Annotated in this window: 12 protein-coding genes; 8 read left to right on the top strand and 4 right to left on the bottom strand. The window is 40.1% G+C overall.

Going from position 1 to position 21,450, the window contains the following annotated elements:
- Positions 1 to 57: 57 nt before the first annotated feature.
- The 3 genes from NXV01_RS03175 to NXV01_RS03165 are packed head-to-tail and all read left to right on the top strand — an operon-like array spanning position 58 to position 6,462.
- On the top strand, positions 58 to 1,914 hold the full coding sequence (locus tag NXV01_RS03175; RefSeq protein WP_259021694.1) for a hypothetical protein: 1,857 nt from the start codon (positions 58 to 60) through the stop codon (positions 1,912 to 1,914).
- A 54-nt stretch (positions 1,915 to 1,968) separates the two neighbouring features.
- Positions 1,969 to 3,684: an endonuclease/exonuclease/phosphatase family protein gene (locus NXV01_RS03170; protein WP_259021693.1), complete on the top strand. Its 1,716-nt coding sequence runs from the start codon at positions 1,969 to 1,971 to the stop codon at positions 3,682 to 3,684.
- A gap of 42 nt (positions 3,685 to 3,726) precedes the next feature.
- Entirely contained in the window at positions 3,727 to 6,462 is a 2,736-nt protein-coding gene (locus NXV01_RS03165; protein WP_259021692.1) for a glycosyl hydrolase 2 galactose-binding domain-containing protein, read from the top strand.
- Here NXV01_RS03165 and NXV01_RS03160 read toward each other — a convergent pair.
- Complete coding sequence (locus tag NXV01_RS03160) at positions 6,452 to 7,615, bottom strand: IS4 family transposase (RefSeq protein WP_259021691.1); 1,164 nt, start codon at positions 7,613 to 7,615, stop codon at positions 6,452 to 6,454. The two genes, NXV01_RS03165 and NXV01_RS03160, sit on opposite strands and share 11 nt — an antisense overlap.
- A gap of 215 nt (positions 7,616 to 7,830) precedes the next feature.
- On the opposite strand from NXV01_RS03160, the gene NXV01_RS03155 reads away from it, so the two are divergent.
- The 5 genes from NXV01_RS03155 (at position 7,831) to NXV01_RS03135 (ending at position 16,658) form a co-directional block, all read left to right on the top strand.
- Positions 7,831 to 8,982: a glycoside hydrolase family 130 protein gene (locus NXV01_RS03155; RefSeq protein ID WP_148365639.1), complete on the top strand. Its 1,152-nt coding sequence runs from the start codon at positions 7,831 to 7,833 to the stop codon at positions 8,980 to 8,982.
- 14 nt (positions 8,983 to 8,996) lie between these two features.
- A complete protein-coding gene (locus NXV01_RS03150; RefSeq protein ID WP_309569294.1) occupies positions 8,997 to 11,924 on the top strand; it encodes a glycosyl hydrolase 2 galactose-binding domain-containing protein in 2,928 nt (975 codons plus the stop codon).
- A gap of 12 nt (positions 11,925 to 11,936) precedes the next feature.
- Positions 11,937 to 13,040 carry a glycoside hydrolase family 105 protein gene (locus tag NXV01_RS03145; protein ID WP_148365636.1) on the top strand — a complete coding sequence of 368 codons (1,104 nt, stop codon included), beginning with the start codon at positions 11,937 to 11,939 and terminating at the stop codon, positions 13,038 to 13,040.
- A 172-nt stretch (positions 13,041 to 13,212) separates the two neighbouring features.
- Positions 13,213 to 15,246, top strand: coding sequence for a hypothetical protein (locus NXV01_RS03140; protein ID WP_217720925.1), 2,034 nt, complete (start codon positions 13,213 to 13,215; stop codon positions 15,244 to 15,246).
- 20 nt (positions 15,247 to 15,266) lie between these two features.
- Positions 15,267 to 16,658, top strand: a complete 1,392-nt coding sequence (locus NXV01_RS03135; RefSeq protein ID WP_074558052.1) for an FAD-dependent oxidoreductase — start codon at positions 15,267 to 15,269, stop codon at positions 16,656 to 16,658.
- A gap of 480 nt (positions 16,659 to 17,138) precedes the next feature.
- Here NXV01_RS03135 and NXV01_RS03130 read toward each other — a convergent pair whose 3' ends face one another.
- From NXV01_RS03130 to NXV01_RS03120, 3 genes are all read right to left on the bottom strand, one after another.
- Entirely contained in the window at positions 17,139 to 18,692 is a 1,554-nt protein-coding gene (locus NXV01_RS03130; RefSeq protein ID WP_259021689.1) for a HAMP domain-containing sensor histidine kinase, read from the bottom strand.
- 97 nt (positions 18,693 to 18,789) lie between these two features.
- Positions 18,790 to 20,328 carry a YifB family Mg chelatase-like AAA ATPase gene (locus tag NXV01_RS03125; protein ID WP_259021688.1) on the bottom strand — a complete coding sequence of 513 codons (1,539 nt, stop codon included), beginning with the start codon at positions 20,326 to 20,328 and terminating at the stop codon, positions 18,790 to 18,792.
- Entirely contained in the window at positions 20,322 to 21,413 is a 1,092-nt protein-coding gene (locus tag NXV01_RS03120; RefSeq protein WP_259021687.1) for a TlpA disulfide reductase family protein, read from the bottom strand. The genes NXV01_RS03125 and NXV01_RS03120 overlap by 7 nt, the downstream gene beginning before the upstream one ends.
- Positions 21,414 to 21,450 lie beyond the last annotated feature (37 nt).

Raw genomic sequence — 21,450 nt, 5'->3', positions numbered from 1 at the left:
TTTTGATTGAATTATTAGACAACTCAACTTTCTCAACTTGAATTAAACAATATTTTTATGAAAAACCCGATTTACTTAAGGCTATTTTATCTGCATTTGGTAATGCTATCAGCAATCGTATTTGCTGGTTGTCAAAAAAACGACGATACTCCCAATGATTTACCTTTAAGCAAAGGAGAAATAATATTTAATTTGCATGTTCCTGGAGCATTTCTTACCAGAGCTACGGGGCTTGGTGATGAGAATGGAAGTTCCAGAGACAAGATTGCTTTCTATCAATTTAATAAGGAAGGAAAATATGAGCAGAGATATGTTCTCAATTATGCAGCGGCTAGTTCTGTAGCTGAAAGTGGCAATACAAGATCATATACCTTAGAATTAACTTCTTCGACTGGGGGAGAAAAGAGGTTCGTTATTGTAGAGAGTGAAGATGAGAATAATTTTCCCAGTATGAGTGAGTCAAATACAATCAATGATTTACTAAAAAGCAAAACTATTGTTGAGAATGGCAAGTTAAATCCTCCATTTGTTATGTCTAATGTTAGAACTGATGGAAAAGAGTACGTAACTATTGCTGATGTAGAATCTTCCGATAATCAAGTTGATGTAAAACTTAAAAGACGCGTAGCCAGATTTGATTTGTTGAATGATCCGGCTGAATCAGGAGTAGTTCTTGATAAAGTGTATATCAAAAATAGATATACTCAAGGATTCATTGGTGATGTAAGTGGAAATGCAGGCAATATATCTGCTGATGTTCTGGAAATACCGGCAGCTGATTTAGTTAATGATGGAAAGAGTTTCTATCTTTATCCGACTCAGTTGACGTCAACTCTTGACCAGAATGAAAAGACTGTTGTATGGGCTACGACCAAACTTGCTAATACCAATACAGCAGGTCCGACTCTATATCTTAATCTTGCATCTGATATTAACGTTGAGGCTAACTACTTGTATCAGCTTAATACAAAACGTATAGCAGGTTCTGCAGGCTTTGAGGTATCAGTAGAGGAATGGAAAGATGGTACATCTATTGACTGGGTAACAGTTGAAAATGGGATTTCTGTTATGGATGATAACGCTAAAATTATAGCAGGAACCGAGATTAAGGGAACTTATGTAAAAATTGGGGTTGATGCCACAATGCCATATACTATAAAACGTGTTGTTACGGATTATAGCTCCGCTGCTTTGGAAGCATTGTATGATGGAAGTCTGCCTTCATGGCTTACGATCTCTTCGTCTACCATAGCTGCAGGTAGTGGGCTTTATCGTCACGAAATTGTTTATACAGTGACAGGACGTCCAGGAAACTCTTATCAGTATGCAGTTACATACCTTAACGGAGCAGTATCGGATGAAAATTTACTTGTGATAGGGTTTATTGATCCGTATCCTGGAACTCCTCTTCCTTGTCTATCATGGGGCACTAAACTTTACTCACCTATTCATGCTAAACAGTCCACCTATCTTACACATAACAGTGTAGATAAGGCTTATTTCTGTGGTGCTGAGGGATATACGTTTAGCGCAAATATGTCTTCTATTAATAATGATGTTGCCGTAAATCCGTGTCCGGAGGGGTGGTCTACTTTGAATGATAAGGAGGCGGAAGATTATATTTCGTGGGTAGGTAAGAATCTCAAATCTCAGGTTTCTGAATCAGTATATGCCTATCGTTGGTTTGAACCGGTGGGGGAAGGTACTTATATGCGTATACTTGCAGGTTATCCATCAACGAAGGCGAATTTAAAAGATTTGGCAGCTTTTGGTACGTGGCCAAATGTTGCCTGGGTAAATATAAAATTGTCAGATCTTACCGTACAGGACCAGACTTTTGGTAGTGCATGGGTAGTGAAAAAGGAATATGGAATCCCTTACAGATGTATCCGTGATAAGGCAGGTTGGAATTGATTTGCATATTTATCGGTTGATATCTTCTAATATAATGACTAAATTTGTAAGACAATGCTAAAGAATACCTTATTAGTGATTCTCCTGATGATTTCTAGCTTGTTCACGGCTTGTGCTGAGGGATATGTAAGTGATGGGCAGAAAGAAGGAGACATAAAAGAAATATGTTTCAGTTTAAATATGGATGGAGGGAGTCCTACCAGATCCTCTGTGTCTTTGGACGGAATGAAATGGAAAATATTCTGTTTTGATGACCAGTATAATTATCTGTTTGAACGAGTTGGAAATGTAGGTGATGTGACAAATGAAATAAAACTTTCTGTAACTAAAGGTATCATTTATCGATTCCTGTTTTTGTTTACTACAGCTGATAATACGTTTCCTACGTTAACTTCCGGTGATACTTATTGGGATTTAGAAGCATATTCTCCGCAATTGCCGTTAACTGATCCTATGACAATGCTTGTCAGCAAAGGTGAACAAGATGGCACACTCCGTGTAGCTGCTTCTACGTCATCGGTGCAAGTTACTCTTTCCCCACGTGCATCCAGAATAGTGCTTGAGAAAGATCCGGATACTGCTTCAGATATTATAGTGAATTCTATGACTTATACGAATGCTGTATCTTCTGTTCCTTATCCTCATATTGAGCCGCAATATTATAATGAGTATGAGAAGCTTCCAGTAGCTGACAGAACAACTTATCAGTATGTACCTCAGGAAGGTATATGCTATATGCTTCCAGATATGTGTGCTAACTTATTCGGAATGAATGCCACTTTGCATATAACAGATCCAGTTTCAGGGAATCAGGATATACCAGTGGCAGTGCCGGTAGGTCTTGCGCTTAATGTTGGTGGAGGAAAGACCTATTATATTGAAATAGCAGCCGATGCAAACGGGAAAATTACTGCTACTTGGGCAACACGCGTTGTTCCTAAGACTCTGAAACTTGCAACCCAGAATTTATGGGGTAAAGCGACTTCTACAGTCATAGACTATTTTAACAAGATAGATGTGGATGTACTTTGTGCGCAGGAATGTAGTAAGCTTTCTGAAGCTGAAATAAAAGCACAGGGACTTTATATACATACTCATTCCAACAATGGACAAGGGAAATGTAGTATCATATCGCGTTATCCGTTTTCAGGGACTACTCCAAATGAATATGGAGTTTATATCGACTTGGGTGAGGGAATTGTCGCGTTAGTGATGAATTGTCATGGTGCTTTCTATCCTTACGGTCCTTATCAATTGAATGGCATCGAGTATAAAGGATATCCCGGCACGGACGATGTCGATTATGTGGTAAAAGTAAATAAAGAAGCGCGTCAGGCAATGGTGGACAAATTATTGGAAGACCTAGCTTCGGCTACTACTCCATTTATTTCCCTTTCAGGTGATTTCAACGAACCTTCATGGCTTGATTGGACTGTAGATGCTCAATCGGCAGGCATTGTTCCTTATGTGGTACAGTGGCCCACGACCCGTTCATTGTGGGAAGGTGGTATGCAAGGCGATGCATACAGGACAATACATCCGAATCCTGTCACACATCCCGGATACACATGGACACCTTTCCCGAGCGAGAAGGATACAAAAGATCGTTTGGATCTCACTCTTTATACCTTGTCGCCAAATACAACGGTGAAAAGTTGCCAGATAATAGGGGAGAATGCGGAAACATCGGATATTGTTTTTCCAGGATGGATTTCCGATCGGATTTTCGATCATAGAGGATTGCGTACAGAGTTTGTTTATACCAGATAAAATTTAAATTAAATATCAACAATCTTAAACCCATTAGTGAACATGTACAAATTATCAAATTTACTTTTTATTCTTTTATTGTTGTTCCTTTTTTCCCCTTTTTCCATGGGGCAAACTCCTCCGAATTTGTCAAGATCATCAGATCGACTTTGGCTCGATTCTGAAATAGGTCATCAGGGAGATTGTCAGTGGAAAATGATTAAAGCTGGAGATGCAACAGATCCCGGAGAAAAGATTTCGTTATCCAATTATGCAACTGCAAATTGGATGCCGGCTATCGTACCCGGAACAGTGTTGAATTCTTTGGTGTATAATAAAAAATATCCGGAGCCTTATTATGGAATCAATAATAAGATTGAATCTAAATTGATACCGGATATTTCTGAAACCGGACGTGATTTTTATACCTACTGGTTCCGTACAGATTTTACAGTTCCGCAGTCATTTAAGGGAAAGACTGTCTGGTTACAGTTGGATGGTATTAACTATCGGGCGGAAATTTGGGTGAATGGTAACTTGTTGAGTACAATGAACGGCATGTTCATTCAGGACTATATTGATGTCACAGACTTTGTAAAAGTCGGAGAGAGCAACGGGCTGGCCATAAAAGTCTATCCAGTAGATGTTCCCGGAAGTACAAAGCCAAAGTCTTGGGGGGCAGCCGGTGAGTTCCATAATGGTGGAAATGGCAATATTGGTTTGAATACTACCATGTTGATGACGGTAGGTTGGGACTTTACCTTTATGGACGGTATCCGTGACCGTAATACAGGCATATGGAAGAATATTTCTCTCTATGCTACAGGTAGAGTGGCATTACGCCATCCTTTTGTTAAATCTGAATTGCGAAAGCCTGATTATGACCAGGCTCGTGAGACTGTATCAGTTGAAATTGTCAATCCATCAACCAGTAACCGGGTAATCAGTTGCAAGGTAAAGGGTGAAATTGTGGGTGAGAATATCACTTTCGAAAAAACTTTCCGATTAATGCGTGGAGAAGAAAAGATAGCTACCTTCTCTCCTGAAGAGTTTCCTCAACTTATCATCAATTCTCCAAAACTTTGGTGGCCTGTTAATAAAGGACCACAAAACTTATATGACCTGAAGCTGACAGTGTCAGTTGATGGTAAAGAATGTGATTCAGTGAAAACGAGATTTGGTATTCGAGAAATTGTTTCGGATAGAAAGACTCCGGATAAATCACGTGTCTTTTATGTGAACGGTAAACGATTGTTTATTCGTGGTACTAACTGGATACCGGAAGCAATGTTGAGAACTTCAGATGAACGTACTTATGCTGAATTGCGCTACTCCCGTCAGTCCGGTGTCAACCTTTTACGAATGTGGGGAGGTGGAATTGCGGAATCTGATTATTTCTTCCAATTGTGTGATGAATTGGGATTGTTGGTATGGCAAGAATTCTGGATGACCGGTGACACTCGTCATCCACATGATAAAGCTCTCTATATGAGTAACGTGGAATCTACCGTAAAACGTATTCGTAATCATCCTTCTTTGGCTTATTATGTTGCTTCTAATGAAAGTACAGAAGTTACCGGCACTCCTGAATTACTTAATAAACTGGATGGTACACGTGGATTCCAGATGCAGTCCGAATGTGAAGGAGTGCACGATGGCAGTCCTTACAAGCAGGTAAATCCGATGCAACATTATGAAAATACAGCCTCTCCCAGAGGAAGCCGGGTAGACGGATTTAATCCGGAATATGGTGCACCTACTCTTCCGACTGTGGAAATTCTTCGAGAAATGATGGATGAAAAAGACCTGTGGCCTATCAATAAAGAAGTATGGGATTATCTGGATGGAAATGGTTTCCATCTGATGAGTACTATGTATACAGACTTGGTGAATAACTATGGAAAATCATCATCAATCGATGAATTTGCGCAGAAAGGGCAACTGTTGGGAGCTATTAATTCGAAGAGTATCTGGGAAGTATGGAACTATAATAAACTGGACTATGGTGATCGTTTTTGTTCCGGGCTCTTGTTCTGGTATCATAACTGCTCTATGCCTCAAGTGGCTTCCCGTATGTGGGACTGGTCTTTGGAACCGACAGCATCCCTTTATCATACTGCTAACTCATTAGAGCCATTACATGCGCAGTTTGACTATCTTAAAAATACGGTGTCTGTAGTGAATGACTATTACCGTGAATTTAAGAATTATAAAGTAATAGCACAGGTTTATGATATTGACAGCAAGAAAGTATTTGAAGAGTCAGCAATGGTTAATTTGCCTTCGGATGGAGTGGTGAACGATGCGTTAACTATTCGTTTCCCGGAAAATATATCTCAAGTTCACTTTATTAAATTGATACTGAAGGATGAAAAGGGAAAAGATGTTTCTTCTAACTTCTATTGGCGTTCTAATGACAAATATGAAGGAAGCAAAACTTTGACCGGGCCGGCTGCTTCTGGTTTTGAAGATTTGAGTAAACTAAAACAGGCAAAAGTGAAACTTACCTATAAAGTAAGAGAAGATAATGATAATTACTTTGTAGATATTACTTTGAGAAATACTTCCGAGCAAATTGCTTTCTTTAATCAGTTGCAATTCCTGAATTCAAAGATGAGTCCGATACGTCCGTCGTTCTATACAGATAATTTCTTCTCCCTGATGCCGGATGAAAAGAAAACGGTGACTATTGAGACTGCAAAAGGAAAGCTGAAAGACGGAGCTGTATTGGCGCTAAAAGGTTGGAATATAAAAAGACACACTAGTGTCCCATTAAAACTGGGACAAATTAAAAATTAAATAAATTTGGCCCACTTGGTCCGAATCGTTCTTTGTCATTTTGAAATTTAGTTTTATCAAAGAGGTCTCTCAGATGAGTTTTATCAGTCAATGAGATACTCAATATTTGTAGCATTTCGTATGTACTTCTATCTAGTTTCATATCGTGTTGAATGATTGCCACCAAACAGTAAGTACATATTGCAGCATATATCTGTATTCGAACAGCGTTCTCTGTAGTACCCCAAAATCTTTTAATTTTAAGATGCTGCTTGAGCCATTTGAAAAACAGCTCTACCTGCCAGCGATTTTTATAAAGTTCGGCAACTTGAAATGCAGATATATGCATCGCATTGGTTATGAATATGAACTCCCTTTTTTGTTCTTCATCCCAATATTTAACCAGTCTAATTGGCTCCGGATAATATTGTTTAGGATAGAATCCAGTCAGAAGTACACTTGCGTCTGAAAACACATTCTTAGGCAGCCTACGTTTCCATTTGATGGATTTGTACTGGAGATTCTTTTTTGCTCTGACAACGAAGTTGGCTTCAATCTGATGAATCTTATACAGCATCTTGAAGTTGTTATAACCGCGGTCAAAGATGTAATAAGAGCCTGGTTCATAAGGAACTTCAATCATCGCTTTAGAATCGTGTATGGATGCTTCCGTGATATGAAAGAATGCAGGGATCTGCGTTTCTACATCATATAATGTATGCACTTTGATACCACCTTTCTTCTTGCGGAATTTAGCCCACCAAAAGACTGAAAGACACAAGTCAACAGTTGTCGAATCGAAGGCATAAACGTTACCGCCAAGTTTGAAAATATGATTAACACGCTTTTGTCGTGCTTCACCAACCAAGTAGTAAGCGTATTCTTCAAAGATATGATAGTCTCTATCTTGATTTGCTCGTGCCAGCGATGACTTTGATACGTTTTTACCCATTCCTAAATGATAACATTTGGAATGATGGGCTTCAAGCGCAACTATTAAATCTCGCAGACTTTCACGATTAGAAAGTTGACCAAACATCAAAGCAAGTAGTTGATTCCAGCAAGTGAAGCGCTTCACATATTTGTCGCCATCATACTTGCGTACAATGTAGTTGAACTTATTCCTATCTAAGAATGACACTAGTTGAGCGAAAACGTATTTATCTTTATGCATTTGCAAATCTCCTTTTAGAGAGGCAAAGGTGCAAATCGAAATCCGTTTAATCGAAAAAACTCTGTAACTAACTAAATTTCAAATATTTCAAAGAACTATTTTAGGTTTTAATGGGACAGCAATGAAAAAGACAAGAGTATAAATTGAAACAATAGGTGCGGAATCAATCATTTGCATTATAGAAAAATCATTATTAATTATAGAAAAGGAATAGGATGAAACTAAAATTGAAACTTATTATTGGTGTAGTCGGTGTATTATCTGCGTGTGGATTTACTAATGCACCTTCTTTGGATATTAATCAGGAGGAACAGGATAATAATTGGATGCTTGGTCCATTCCAACGCCCTGAAGGAGTTAATCCTGTTATATCACCGTTGCCGACAGAGTTTTACTGTCCGATGCGCAAGCAGCAAGTTAAGTGGGAGGAAAGTGACACATTTAATCCGGCTGCTACTGTAAAAGACGGAAAAATTGTCGTGCTTTATCGTGCAGAAGATAATTCTGCTCAAGGTATAGGTAAAAGAACTTCGCGTATCGGCTATGCTGAAAGTAAAGATGGGATTAAGATGAATAGACTGGATAAGCCGGTACTTTTTCCTGGCGAAGATAATTTTAAGGATCAGGATTGGCCCGGTGGTTGTGAGGATCCTCGTGTGACTATGACTGAAGATGGACTATATGTGATGCTTTATACGGCATGGAATCGGAAAAAAGCGCGTCTTGCAGTAGCTACCTCCCGAGACCTGAAGAACTGGACAAAACATGGACTTGCTTTTGATAAAGCCTATAATGGTCGGTTTAACAACCTTTTCTGTAAATCGGGGTCTATTTTAACAAAATTGAAAGGAAATCAATTAGTCATCGATAAAGTTAATGGTAAGTATTTCATGTATTGGGGAGAACATGCTATATATGCTGCTACTTCTGATAACTTGATAGATTGGTATCCTATCTTGGATGAAAAAAATGAGCTAATGAAGATCATACAACCGCGTAAAGGGCATTTTGATAGCCTGTTGACAGAGTGTGGACCTCCGGCAGTTCGTACCAAGCATGGTATTGTTCTTATGTATAATGGTAAGAATAGTGGCAGTACTGGAGATCCCGACTATCCAACCAATGCGTATTGTGCCGGACAACTTTTATTAGATGGTGATGACCCTTATAAAGTATTGGCTCGCTTGGATAAACCCTTCTTTGCTCCAGAGGCTCCTTTTGAGAAGAGTGGACAATACAAGGATGGAACAGTATTTATTGAGGGACTTGTTTATCACAAGAAGAAACTATACCTTTATTATGGATGTGCGGATTCGCAAGTGGCAGTAGCTGTATGTGATGATGTAAAGAAATTGAAAACTAAATAGTAGATTATAAGACGATGAAAATAAGGCTGAATACATATATTGCTTGTGTAATTGTTTTTCTGTGTGCTTCTACAGAATGCATTTATTCACAAAAATTAAAATGGAATTTTGGTTTATCCCGTAAACAGAGTTCCGAAGTGATACCTCATTCAAAACATTCATTTCAGACAGCTAAGCCTAAAAAGAAGGTGGTAGAACCCGGAGAACTGAGTCCGCTTTCTGATTGGGAATATCAACTTTCCAAAGGTTGGGAGATGATAGAAGGATATAAAGCTCGGGCAGCTGAAAAATCGGTATTTGCACAAGATTTAGATACAAGCGAATGGTATTCGGCAACAGTTCCCGGTACGGTATTAACTACATTGGTGGATCAGGGAGTATACCCTGATCCCTATTGGGGGCTTAATAATCTGTTGATTCCCGATACACTTTGCCGGATGGATTGGTGGTATCGAAATTCATTTAATATTCCCCGTAATAGCAAGGGAGAAAAAGTAAAATTGATTCTGAATGGAATTAATTATAAAGCGGAGGTATGGTTTAATCATCAGTTATTAGGGACCATGACGGGTGCTTTTGAAAGAGGAATCTTTGATATAACTCGTTGGGTAGATTATGACAAAAAGAATCTGTTAGCCATCCGTATTCTTCCGCCTAATAATCCCGGCATTCCTCATGAGGCAAATAAGAAAGAAGGAATTGGTCCCAATGGTGGGGCATTATGTTTAGACGGTCCTACTTTTATCTCTTCGGAGGGGTGGGATTGGATTCCTGGTATACGCGACCGAAATATGGGGATTTGGCAGGATGTCAGAATAAAATTTGGCAATGAACTCGAAATTGTTGATACGCACGTGATTACGGATCTGCCTTTGCCTGACACTACTTCTGTTAATTTTATTGTTAATACGGAGATTTATAATTCTTCTAAAACTGCGTGTACTGCTGATTTGCATTTTAATATTGGAGGAGTATCTGCTATTTATCCGGTTTCTTTGAATGCTAATGAAAAGAGGATGATTAAACTGACTCCTCGTGAGTGTAAGGAATTGCAAATGAAGAATCCACGTCTTTGGTGGCCCAATGGATATGGAGAACAGTATTTATATGATGCATCTTTAAGTCTGGTCTCGTCAGGTAAGGACACACTTGATGTTAAGAAGATGCGCATCGGTATCCGTGAGCTGGAGTATGAATTGTCTGCATATGAGGATAATTCTCCTGTAGTGCGGTTAAACTATAATCCGACTGCTGCTTTGCAGGATGGAAAACCTGTTTTTGATGCTGTGAAACGCAAAAGAACGGATAGTAAGGTTCGCTATACGAATTATGATGGAGAATTTGTACCGAACTTATTGAAACCGGTATCTTCACAGGGAATAGAGTTAATAAAGGATTCGCTGATGAAAGAATATATGGTGATAAAGGTGAACGGTCAACGAATCTATTGCAAAGGAGGTAACTGGGGTATGGATGACGGTATGAAGCGTGTTTCCCGGGAGCGATTGGAACCAGCTTTGAAGTTGCATAAGAATATGAATTACAATATGATTCGTAATTGGACGGGTGAGAGCACGGAAGAAGTGTTCTATGAACTTTGTGATGAATATGGCATGTTGGTGATGAATGACTTTTGGCTTTCAACAGACGGATTTAATCTTAATCCATTAGATTATCGTCTGTTCATAAGGAATGTGACAGAGACAGTACGTCGTTTCCGTAATCACCCTTCCATTGCTTTATGGTGTGCACGTAATGAGGGGTTTGCTCCGAATGAACTTGAATACATGTTGGCTGCTACTTTGGCTAAAGAAGACCGTAGCCGGCACTATACAGGAAATTCTCGTTCATTAAATAGTTCAGGAAGTGGGCCTTGGCGTTATCAATATGATGCCGGATGGTATTATCGTTCTTTGGCTGGTGGTTTCCGTTCAGAAGTGGGTACTCCTTCGTTACCAACGGCTGAAACCATTCGTGAATTTATGGCGGAAGAGGATACTTGGCCTATCAGTGATGTTTGGTATTACCATGACTGGCATAACCATAGATATGGTGACAAGACTTTTAGTGAACTTTATAAGGAAGGGATGGATCGTAAACTGGGACCTTCCGATAACTTGGATGATTTTTGCCGGAAAGCACAATTGATTAATTACGAAAGTCATCGGGCTATTTTTGAAGCATGGAATAGCAAGATGTGGAATGATGCTTCTGGAGTGCTACTTTGGATGAGTCATCCCGCATGGCCTAGTATGGTTTGGCAGAACTACAGTTCGAATGGGGAAACAGCCGGTGCTTATTATGGCACGCAAAAAGCGTGCCGTCCTCTTCATATTCAGATGAGTCTTAATCATCATAAAGTAGATATTATTAATACTACGCTGAAGGAATATCGGAATTTGAAAGTGGAAGTTGTGGTTTACGATAAAGTAGGAAAAAAGATACGCTCCTCACAACAGAAGGTAGCTCATGTGAAAGCTAATGTACTGACTCCTGTAATACAATTAGAGGATATAAAAGGACTTCCTGATTTCTGCTGGGTAAAGTTGGTGTTGACAACTAATAGCGGAAAGTTGCTTGATGATAATGTTTATTGGCTCAATCAGAAGGAATGGGACGGAAAAGTCTTGGCTAATTTGCCGGTTTCTTCGGTGAATGTTTCGGTGAAGAACTTCACGAAAAAGGCTAACCATTATGAGGGCAGGCTTATTGTGAAAAATCCGGGGCAATACTTGGCTGCTGCAATAGCATTGACATTAAGAGATGCGAAAACTGATGCGCCTATTCGTCCGGCTTATTTTGATGACGGATACTTTTATTTGATGCCTGGCGAATCTAAAGAGGTCCGTTTCCAAGTAGACTGTAAAGAAGGTATTGATAAGATGCTTTTACGGGTAGATGGATATAATGTTGAATTGAAAGATATATTGTTGAATAATTAAAGACTAGGTGTTATGTATAAGAAGGTATTAATATTATTGTTTTTTGTTCCTTTTCAGTTGTTGTTTGCTCAAACAAGTATGTTGAAGGACTTTCCGGAAGGTTCTACTCCGGAAGAAATTGGTAAACGATTGGCATATCGCTTTCTAACCGAGAAGCATGCACTCCATATTGGAAAATGGATTGGTTATCCGGAAACATTTTATTGGAACGGGGCTTTGCGATATGCTTATCTTGCAAAAGATAAGGAACTTCTCAATCGTTTGCAAGATAAGTTTGAGCCTTTATTTACTGAAGAGAAGGCGTTGCAACCCATAATGAATCACGTTGATGTAAATATGTTCGGTAGCTTACCTCTTGAGTTGTATCTTGTGACAAAAGATAAGAAATATTGGTATTTAGGGTTGCCTTATGCCGATTCTCAATGGAAAGTGCCAGCAAACGCAAAACCGGAGGAAAAAGAATGGGCTGAAAAAGGATATTCCTGGCAAACACGTTTGTGGATTGATGATATGTATATGATTACAATCGTGCAGACTCGTGCTTATAAAGTGACGAAGGATAAGAAATATATCGATCGTGCAGCTAAAGAGATGGTGATGTATCTGGATGAGCTACAACGTCCGAATGGCCTTTTCTATCATGCACCAGATGTTCCTTATTATTGGGGACGTGGAAATGGTTGGATGGCTGCAGGTATGACAGAGTTGCTTCAATGTTTGCCTAAGAATCATAAAGACCGTCCGCGTATTTTAGAAGGTTATCGGACAATGATGGAAAGTCTGAAGAAATATCAGAATCCGGAAGGTTTGTGGAATCAGTTGATCGATCAGTCTGACTGTTGGACTGAAACTTCTGGTTCGGCTATGTTTACTTTCGCATTTATCAAAGGGGTTAAGAATGGCTGGCTAGATGCAGAAGAATATGCTCCTGCGGCTCGTAAAGCATGGATGGCTTTAGTTTCATATCTTAATGATAAAAATCAGGTGAGAGAAATTTGTGTGGGAACGAATAAGAAGAACAGTAAACAGTACTATTATGATCGTCCGCGCCGTACGGGTGATTATCACGGACAGGGTCCTTATTTGTGGTGTGCTGCCGCTCTTATGGAAAAATAATCGTTTGGGTATGGGATCATAGTTGAGGCTTTGGAGAATTTCTGCCGATTTGGATAATTATTTCTATTTATAGCTCAATTTGTTTTATTCAATGTGGAGGATGTTCCCTAATTTTGCCTTAACAATTTAGTACAAATAGAATCAGGCAGGCTGATTCACATTAATATTTTATATGAGTCTGAAATATTTACTTTGTGGGATAGCTTTTGTAGCATGTGCTACTATTGCTAAAGCTTTTAATAATGTGCCGGAATCGATTTCGGCATCTATTTCCTTGAAAGTCCCGGGAAATAGCGCGAAATGTTATCCATTGACTTTTCAGAAGTCGCAGAATAATAACGGCACTTATTATTTGGAGAATTCGGAAAAAATACCGTTGACTGTGTCTCAAAACATAGTGGATGGTAACGATGGGATATGTATTAGTGTGTCTATCACTGCATTGGAAGATATTTACTTTAATTACAATCAGCAGGTGGCAACAGACTTCCGCCATAACGATTGCCTGTTCTATATGCCGGGATTCTGGTATCGGCGTAATCTGCGTTCGCCCAAAGAAGCCCCTTCATTCCATACTTCAGACAGTTGGATTGTAAGTGAGGACAGGTTAAGCGCACCTCTCACCGGGATTTTCTGTGAGAAGAAACAACGTTTTATGACTGTCAACAGATTGGATAAATTCGTAAATAACACGTTGGCTACTCATCGCGAAGGGGAGGTTATTCTTTCGGATAAGACTTCTTTGGGGTATACCGGATTTGAAAATAAGGATGGGGTTGCTACTCTTTCTTTCGGCTTTCCTTATCGGGAGGCCCCTAAAAGTTATATCCGTAAATTGACATTAGCTCCGGCTGTAACGGCTTATCAGCATCTTAGAAAAGGAGAGACGATTTTGTTGACTTGGCAAATTACTGAAGGTGAAGCAAAAGATTATTCTGATTTTGTGCGCCATACTTGGGAATATTGTTATGATACATATTTGCCCAAGCCTGTAGATGCTCCCTATTCAATTGAATATATGAAGCAGACTCTTAGCCAATTCTTTGTAAGTAGTTTTGTGGATAAATATCCGTTGGTATATAATTCGGGCATACATCTTAGAACAGATGCATGTACAAGTAATGGGCAGGCAGAAGTTGGTTTTATAGGACGTGTTCTTCTGAATGCATTCAATGCCTGGGAATATGGTTGGGAATGTAACCGGGAAGATTTGAAAGTTAACAGTACCAAAATATTCGATAGTTATTTGAAGAACGGCTTCACGGTAGCAGGCTTTTTTAAGGAATCGGTAAACTTTGATAAGAACTTTGAGGATCCTGTTCATAGTATCCGTCGTCAATCGGAAGGGCTTTATGCAATCTTCCATTTCCTGGCTTATGAAAAAGAAAAAGGGCGCAAGCATCCGGAATGGGAACAGCGATTGAAAAAGATGTTGGATATGTTTCTGCAATTGCAAAATGCTGATGGTAGTTTTCCACGAAAGTTCCGTGATGACTTTTCCGTTGTAGATAAAAGCGGGGGAAGTACTCCTTCGGCTACATTACCTTTAGTCATGGGATATAAATACTTTAAGGATAAACGTTACTTGGATAGTGCCAAGCGGACTGCGGGTTATCTGGAGAAAGAATTGATTTCTAAGGCAGATTATTTTTCATCTACCCTTGATGCAAATTGTGAGGATAAAGAAGCGTCACTTTATGCTGCAACTGCTACCTATTATCTTTCATTAGTTACTAAAGGGGAGGAACACAAGCATTATGCTGATCTGACGAAGCAAGCCGCTTATTTTGCATTATCGTGGTATTATTTGTGGGATGTTCCTTTTGCTCCCGGACAGATGCTGGGTGATATTGGTTTGAAAACACGTGGTTGGGGAAATGTTTCGGTAGAAAATAATCATATCGATGTGTTTGTATTTGAATTTGCCGATGTACTTCGTTGGTTATCGAACGAATATAAAGAATCCCGTTTCTCGGACTTCGCAGAAGTGATTTCAACCTCTATGCGGCAGTTATTGCCTTATGAAGGACACATGTGTGGCATTGCCAAAGTGGGTTACTATCCGGAAGTTGTCCAACACACCAGTTGGGATTACGGGAAGAATGGCAAAGGATATTATAATGACATTTTCGCACCCGGATGGACTGTTGCTTCTTTATGGGAACTGTTTACGCCAGGGCGTGCAGAGACTTTTATGGAAAAGTAATTATAATAAATTAATTTGTAATGACGTCTAGAAGAGATTTTCTTAAAAAAGCCGGGTTGATTACTGCTGCTTTTGCAGTTCCCGCTCTTAATGTGAATGGAAATACCACACAATCCAAAATGCGTCTGAAGAACACCAAGATTGCAGTGGACGATCAATGGGATGTTATTGTAATTGGTGGAGGACCTGCCGGGTGTACTGCTGCAATTTCTGCAGCCCGGGAGGGAGCTAAGACTTTGCTGATTGAGGCAATGGGACAACTTGGCGGTATGGGAACAGCAGGTATGGTTCCCGCATGGTGTCCATTCTCTGATGGTGAAAAGATTATTTATCGAGGCTTGGCTGAGAAGGTATTCGAAGCGTCAAGGAAAGGAGTGCCTCATGAGAGAAAGCAAAAACTGAATTGGGTGAACATAAATCCTGAATATTTGATGCTGGTTTATGACCGGATGGTAGCTGAATCGGGGGCAAAAGTCCTTTTCTTTTCGAGGGTTGCTGCTGTAGAGATGTCAGCTGATGATACGGTAGATGCTATCATTGTAGCAAATAAATCCGGGCTTGTTGCATTCAAAGCAAAAGTTTTTATTGATGCGACGGGAGATGGAGATGTAGCTACCTGGGCAGGTGCTTCATTTAAAAAGGGAGGTGAGGATGGTATACTGCAAAGTTCTACTTTGTGTTTCTCGTTTGCCAATGTTGATAGCTATAACTACAATCTCATAGGCCCTTCATTGCATACGAGTAACAAAAATAGCCCTATCTTTGACGCGATTAAGTCCGGGAAATATCCATTGATAGGCAGACATTTCAATAGTAATCTGATCGGTCCGGATGTGGTACAATTCAATGCAGGACACATTGACAATGTTGATTCGACCGACCCGTGGGCTACTACGCGGGCGATGGCTACCGGTAGGCAAATCGCTGAACAATACTTGGAGGCACTGAAAGAACTTCAGCCTAAAACTTTTGGTAGTGCTTTTGTCGTAAAGACTGCCTCTTTGTTGGGAGTTAGAGATAGTCGTCGGATTGAAGGGGATTATACGTTTACTTTCCAAGATTGGCTGGAACGTAAAACATTTGAGGATGAAATCGGACGTAATTGTTACTATATTGATGTTCATAAACCGGGACATAAAGAGACTCGTTACAAAAAAGGTGAATCTCATGGAATTCCTTATCGTTGCTTGACTCCTAAAGGTATGAAGAATCTATTGACCGCCGGACGCTGTATTTCTACTGATGAAGAAGCTTTTGGAAGCTTACGAGTGATGCCACCTTGTCTGGTGACTGGTGAAGCTGCCGGAATGGCGGCAGTACATGCTATTAAACAGACAAAGAATGATGTTCATAAGATTGATGTCGGTTTTCTACGCAAAAGATTAAAAGAAGAGGGACAATACTTTTTATAAATATGTTAAGGACAATTTTTATAGGATATTCGTCTTGACAAATGCTTTTTAATGTTGTATCTTTGTAGTACGAGCGTGAATATCCACTTTAATAAATAACAGATAAAAGAAGATGAAATTAATAACTTGAATGATATAATATTCTAACAAATTCGGACATGTTCCTTGATTAGTATCAGAAATGGTGTATCAGATATAGGCAAAAAGGCTGCAAATTTTATGAAATTTGCAGCCTTTTTGTTGTAAAAGATGGATTTGAAAACTCGAAAATCCGATCGTAGAGTTTCTAATAAACTCAGATACCGTTCTTAATAAACTACTCAAAAGTTTATTAAAAACGTGAGATCCGTTTATATAGAAAGTTGTTCATATTTTTATATATTCTCAAGTTTGCGTTTAGAACCTTCTTGGTCGAAGGTAACTATACTTAACAAGTCAGAAAGTAATCAAATGAGACAATAGCTTTCTTGTTGGCTAAATTTATACGTGAAGCTCCAGAACAAACCGCGCTCCTTTCGTGTAATTCGTATCCAGTGTCAGGCTTCCGTTCATCTTGGCAGCAATCAGTGAACAGATCGGTAATCCTAGTCCATCCCCTGTAGTCAGGTCTTTTACTTCTGTGAAAGGCTTAAAGAGATTTTCCTGTTGCTCTGCCGGAATTCCTGTCCCTGTATCTGTAACGATGAATTGGTGCGTGTGTGCTCCCCGTTTCTTGAATTCGAGACTGATACGACCCTGTTCGGTGTAGAAAGCGGCATTTTTCAGTAAATAGAGAAGAATGCGTTCCAACTGTTCCTTGTTTGTCTTTACCTGAAGTTTTGGTGCATTGACTGAAGATGTGACATCCGGTTTTATGTGTTCTTTGGCTCTATCCATCACATTTTCACAGAAAGTTCCCACATTGGTTTCACTTAGTTCATAGAACTCGGTTAGTGAGTTTTCCAAAGATGACAGTTCTTGAATATCATCACTGAATTTCTTCAAAGCTGCAACTTGTCCCTGCATTTGGGCAGCTTCTTGAGGAGCCTTCTGTGACAGTTCTTCGGCTGAAGTAGCCAGCGTATTCAGGGTAGGTTCCATTTGCGAAGATATATTCTGTATAAATTTGGTTTTTAGTTCATTGTGTTCATTGGCAATTTTCACGCTTTTCTTTAATTTACGATTGCCGGCGATGAATCGCAGCAATATCACAGCCAGTATTGCCAGGCCGGCTACCAATATAGCCACTAGCACACAGAGACTTATGATAATATACTGCTTGGCAGATAGTGAGTCGTCTTTCTCCTGTATGGTCAGTTGGCTTTCGTCATATTTTCTCTTCAGTACATTTAGCTCATCCTGTGCGGTTAACGTTTTTACAGAGTCTGTCCAGACAATGAAGCTTTCGTAAGTGCGTTCCATCAGTGGAGCATTGTTGCCTTTCCGTGCAATACTGATAAGGTTCTTGTAGCAATCGCTCACTTTGGCATAGTCTTTCTTTTCTTTATATTGGTTGATAAGTTTGCGGAAACAGGCATCGCCTTGTGTGTTCTGGTTGAAAGTATAATAATAGTTGGCTTTTGTATACAGCAGTGCCTCCGTTAGGGAGTCGTTCTTTGCAAGATTAGCTGTTTCTTCCAGTTTATCCAACTGTGTCTTTGCCTGTGCGGGGTTTTTCAGTGCGGTGTACATCTGCAATCGTTCCTTATTGATAAGGAAACGCAGGTCATAAAAGACTTTCTTTTTATTCTGTTCTCCGGTCCATAGAAGCTGCTCCATGTCACGGCAAAGCTCGAATCCTTCTTTATAGAAATTCTCTCTGACATATAAAGCATTGGCCTGGACACCACATTCTATTGCCTGTGGGTAGTTTTCGCGGGCGGCAAATGCTTCGTATGCTTTTTTGAATAAATAGCGCGCTTTGATATAATCTTTCTGTTTAAGGCTGTTCTGCGCTTGTTCCTTTAGCTCTGTAGCTCTGTCTTGGGGAGTTTGCGCAGAAGTCAGTATGGTGAAACAAAATATTATCAGGAGGCTTGTTATGGATGCTTTCATATTATTGCTTATTTGTTTGTCACAAATGTAAAACAAATATATGAAAAAAGGTAGCGTTCACGGTGAAATAATTTTTATCTGTTTATATTTACTGTGATTACCCTGCCCAGTTCTCTCTGTCGAGATTCCGATAACTGATGGCTTCTGCCAGGTGGCTGGGAAGTATTTGCTCTGTTTCTTCCAAATCGGCAATGGTGCGGGCTACTTTTAAAATCCGGTCATAGGCACGGGCGGATAAATTGAACCGTTCCATGGCGTTTTTTAATAACACAAGCCCTTTATCATCCGGTTGGGCATATGTTGCCAGCAATCTGCTGTTCATCTGTGCATTGCAATAAATACCCGTACATTCGGCATACCGTTTCTCCTGTATCTGACGCGCTTTTATTACTCGCTGCCGGATGATACTGCTCGACTCTCCCTGTCTTTGATCGGATATCTTGTCAAAGGGTACGGGAACTATCTCTATTTGAATGTCTATACGGTCTAATAACGGACCGGATATCTTATTCAGGTATTTTTGTACTTGTCCGGGACTGCATACGCATGCTTTTGTCGGATGATTGTAATATCCACATGGGCATGGGTTCATAGATGCGACAAGCATCAGGTTAGCCGGATAACTAATGGTGCTTTTGATACGGGAAATGGTGATGTGTCGATCTTCCAGCGGTTGGCGCAATACTTCCAACACGCCCCTGTTGAACTCTGGTAACTCGTCCAGAAATAAAACCCCATTATGTGCCAGACTGATTTCTCCCGGCTGCGGGAAACTTCCGCCACCAACCATTGCTACTTGCGAAATCGTATGGTGTGGATCGCGGAACGGGCGTTGGGTAATCAATGAGGACCCGCGTTGCAGTTTTCCGGCAACCGAGTGTATCTTGGTCGTTTCCAGACTTTCCCCTAATGAAAAAGGGGGAAGAATGGACGGGAGTCGTTTAGCCATCATTGATTTGCCGCTGCCTGGAGCACCTATCATGATTAAATTGTGTCCTCCGGCTGCTGCAACTTCCAAGGCTCTTTTCACGTTCTCTTGTCCTTTTACATCTGCAAAATCCAGGTCACTATGATTCTGTTGTTGATAGAATTCTTCCCGGGTATTGACAATAGTTGGCTCCAGTTCGCGTTCGTTGTTGAAAAACTCGATGACTTCTTTGATATTACTGACTCCGTATACTTTTAACTGGTTGACAACGGCGGCTTCCCGTGCATTTTGTTGGGGAATGATAAGTCCCTCGAACCCGTCTTCGCGGGCTTTGATGGCGATAGGGAGTGCTCCCTTGATAGGCTGGATACTTCCGTCCAGACTTAGTTCACCCATCAGTAAATAGCGGGAGAATTTCTCGGAAGAGATTGTTTCACTGGCACCCAGCAGTCCGATGGCAAGCGGTAAATCATAGGCTGAACCTTCTTTGCGGATGTCAGCCGGTGCCATATTGACTACTATATTGCTTGTAGGCATTTTATAGCCATTCACTTGCAATGCGGAGATAATGCGTTGATGGCTTTCTTTGACCGCAGAGTCCGGAAGGCCGACGAGATAAAACATACAGCCGCGCGAGCTGTTGACTTCGATTGTGATGAGTGTTGCATCAATCCCTTGAACAGCCGCTCCGAAAACTTTGATTAACACGTTTGCTTACAGGTTATTTTTTTCTTTTTATTGTCTTGTTTTTCCTTTTCTTCAGCTGCTGTGACTACTTCTTCAATTTTCTTTTTCAGCTGCTCTCCTTTGAGGTTTTTTGCCAGAATCTTGCCGTCTGCTGCCAAAAGAATGTTGCTGGGAACTTGTTTGATAGCATATTGTTTGGCAACCTCGGAATTCAATCCACCAAAATCACAAACTTGTTCCCAATTTAGCGTATCGCGTTTAATAGCATCCTGCCATTCCTTCTTGTCCATATCAAAGGAGACTCCGAGCATAGCGATGTGTTTGTTCTTTTTGTACTTCTTATAAAGTTCTTTTAACTCGCTGTTGCTTTGATGATTGGAGATACTATCTGCCCATGAGGCCCAGAAGTTGATTAACAGATTCTTCTTTTTGAAATCTTCGGATGAACGGGTAATTTTCTCTCCTTTTATATTGGGCAGGCTGAAAAACGGAGCATATTTGCCTGTCTCTGTCTTTTCGGACAAGGAGATAGCTTCGTTCAATTTCTCGATATATAGCTTGTCTTGCAGTATTCCTGTCATGACTTCAATTAATTTCTTTATCTTGTTGAAATCAGGAGAGTCTTTCTGCACAAAGTATTTATCCAACAGGTAAAGACTGACAAAAGAAGAATGATGTGTCCTGATGAATTCTTCCGCCTTTTGCTCTAAATCTTTTTCGGAAGGGTTGTTTAAACTACTCAGCTCTTTCTGAAAGGCTGTGAACTCTTCATTATATCTATTCCCGTTGATGTCCAGAAATTCGGGGTGGTCTATATTTCCTTTTATCTTGATTTGGTTTCCTTTATCGAGGAAGATCGGATATTCTATTTGGTTGTCAATCAGCAGATAGGCCGAAGTTATGGTATCTATGGAGGTGGTGTAGGAGAATTTGTCTCCTTTCGCGAAAATAGTATCTATCCGGTCAAAGGATTCGTCCATTCCGTACAAGTAGAGCGTATCTGTACCCAGTCCCTTGATTTCTCCGGTTATGCTTGTTTTCTTAGACGATTTGCCACAACCGCACAGACAGATGATTATGAGGATTAAAATGCTGCTCTTTTTCATTGCTTTGAATTCTTTTCTGCGAAAGTACGGTTTTTAT

The organism is Bacteroides sp. BFG-606 (genome assembly GCF_024788145.1).
Taxonomy (GTDB): domain Bacteria; phylum Bacteroidota; class Bacteroidia; order Bacteroidales; family Bacteroidaceae; genus Bacteroides; species Bacteroides vicugnae.
Note: the sequence above shows the minus strand (reverse complement) of the source record. Positions and strands in the feature narration are given on the sequence as shown.

What these genes read in the sequence shown, in the direction of transcription:
- NXV01_RS03175 (WP_259021694.1), top strand. Translation starts at nt 58, where the DNA reads ATGAAAAACCCGATTTACTTAAGGCTATTTTATCTGCATTTGGTAATG.
- NXV01_RS03170 (WP_259021693.1), top strand. Translation starts at nt 1,969, where the DNA reads ATGCTAAAGAATACCTTATTAGTGATTCTCCTGATGATTTCTAGCTTG.
- NXV01_RS03165 (WP_259021692.1), top strand. Translation starts at nt 3,727, where the DNA reads ATGTACAAATTATCAAATTTACTTTTTATTCTTTTATTGTTGTTCCTT.
- NXV01_RS03160 (WP_259021691.1), bottom strand. Translation starts at nt 7,615, where the DNA reads ATGCATAAAGATAAATACGTTTTCGCTCAACTAGTGTCATTCTTAGAT.
- NXV01_RS03155 (WP_148365639.1), top strand. Translation starts at nt 7,831, where the DNA reads ATGAAACTAAAATTGAAACTTATTATTGGTGTAGTCGGTGTATTATCT.
- NXV01_RS03150 (WP_309569294.1), top strand. Translation starts at nt 8,997, where the DNA reads ATGAAAATAAGGCTGAATACATATATTGCTTGTGTAATTGTTTTTCTG.
- NXV01_RS03145 (WP_148365636.1), top strand. Translation starts at nt 11,937, where the DNA reads ATGTATAAGAAGGTATTAATATTATTGTTTTTTGTTCCTTTTCAGTTG.
- NXV01_RS03140 (WP_217720925.1), top strand. Translation starts at nt 13,213, where the DNA reads ATGAGTCTGAAATATTTACTTTGTGGGATAGCTTTTGTAGCATGTGCT.
- NXV01_RS03135 (WP_074558052.1), top strand. Translation starts at nt 15,267, where the DNA reads ATGACGTCTAGAAGAGATTTTCTTAAAAAAGCCGGGTTGATTACTGCT.
- NXV01_RS03130 (WP_259021689.1), bottom strand. Translation starts at nt 18,692, where the DNA reads ATGAAAGCATCCATAACAAGCCTCCTGATAATATTTTGTTTCACCATA.
- NXV01_RS03120 (WP_259021687.1), bottom strand. Translation starts at nt 21,413, where the DNA reads ATGAAAAAGAGCAGCATTTTAATCCTCATAATCATCTGTCTGTGCGGT.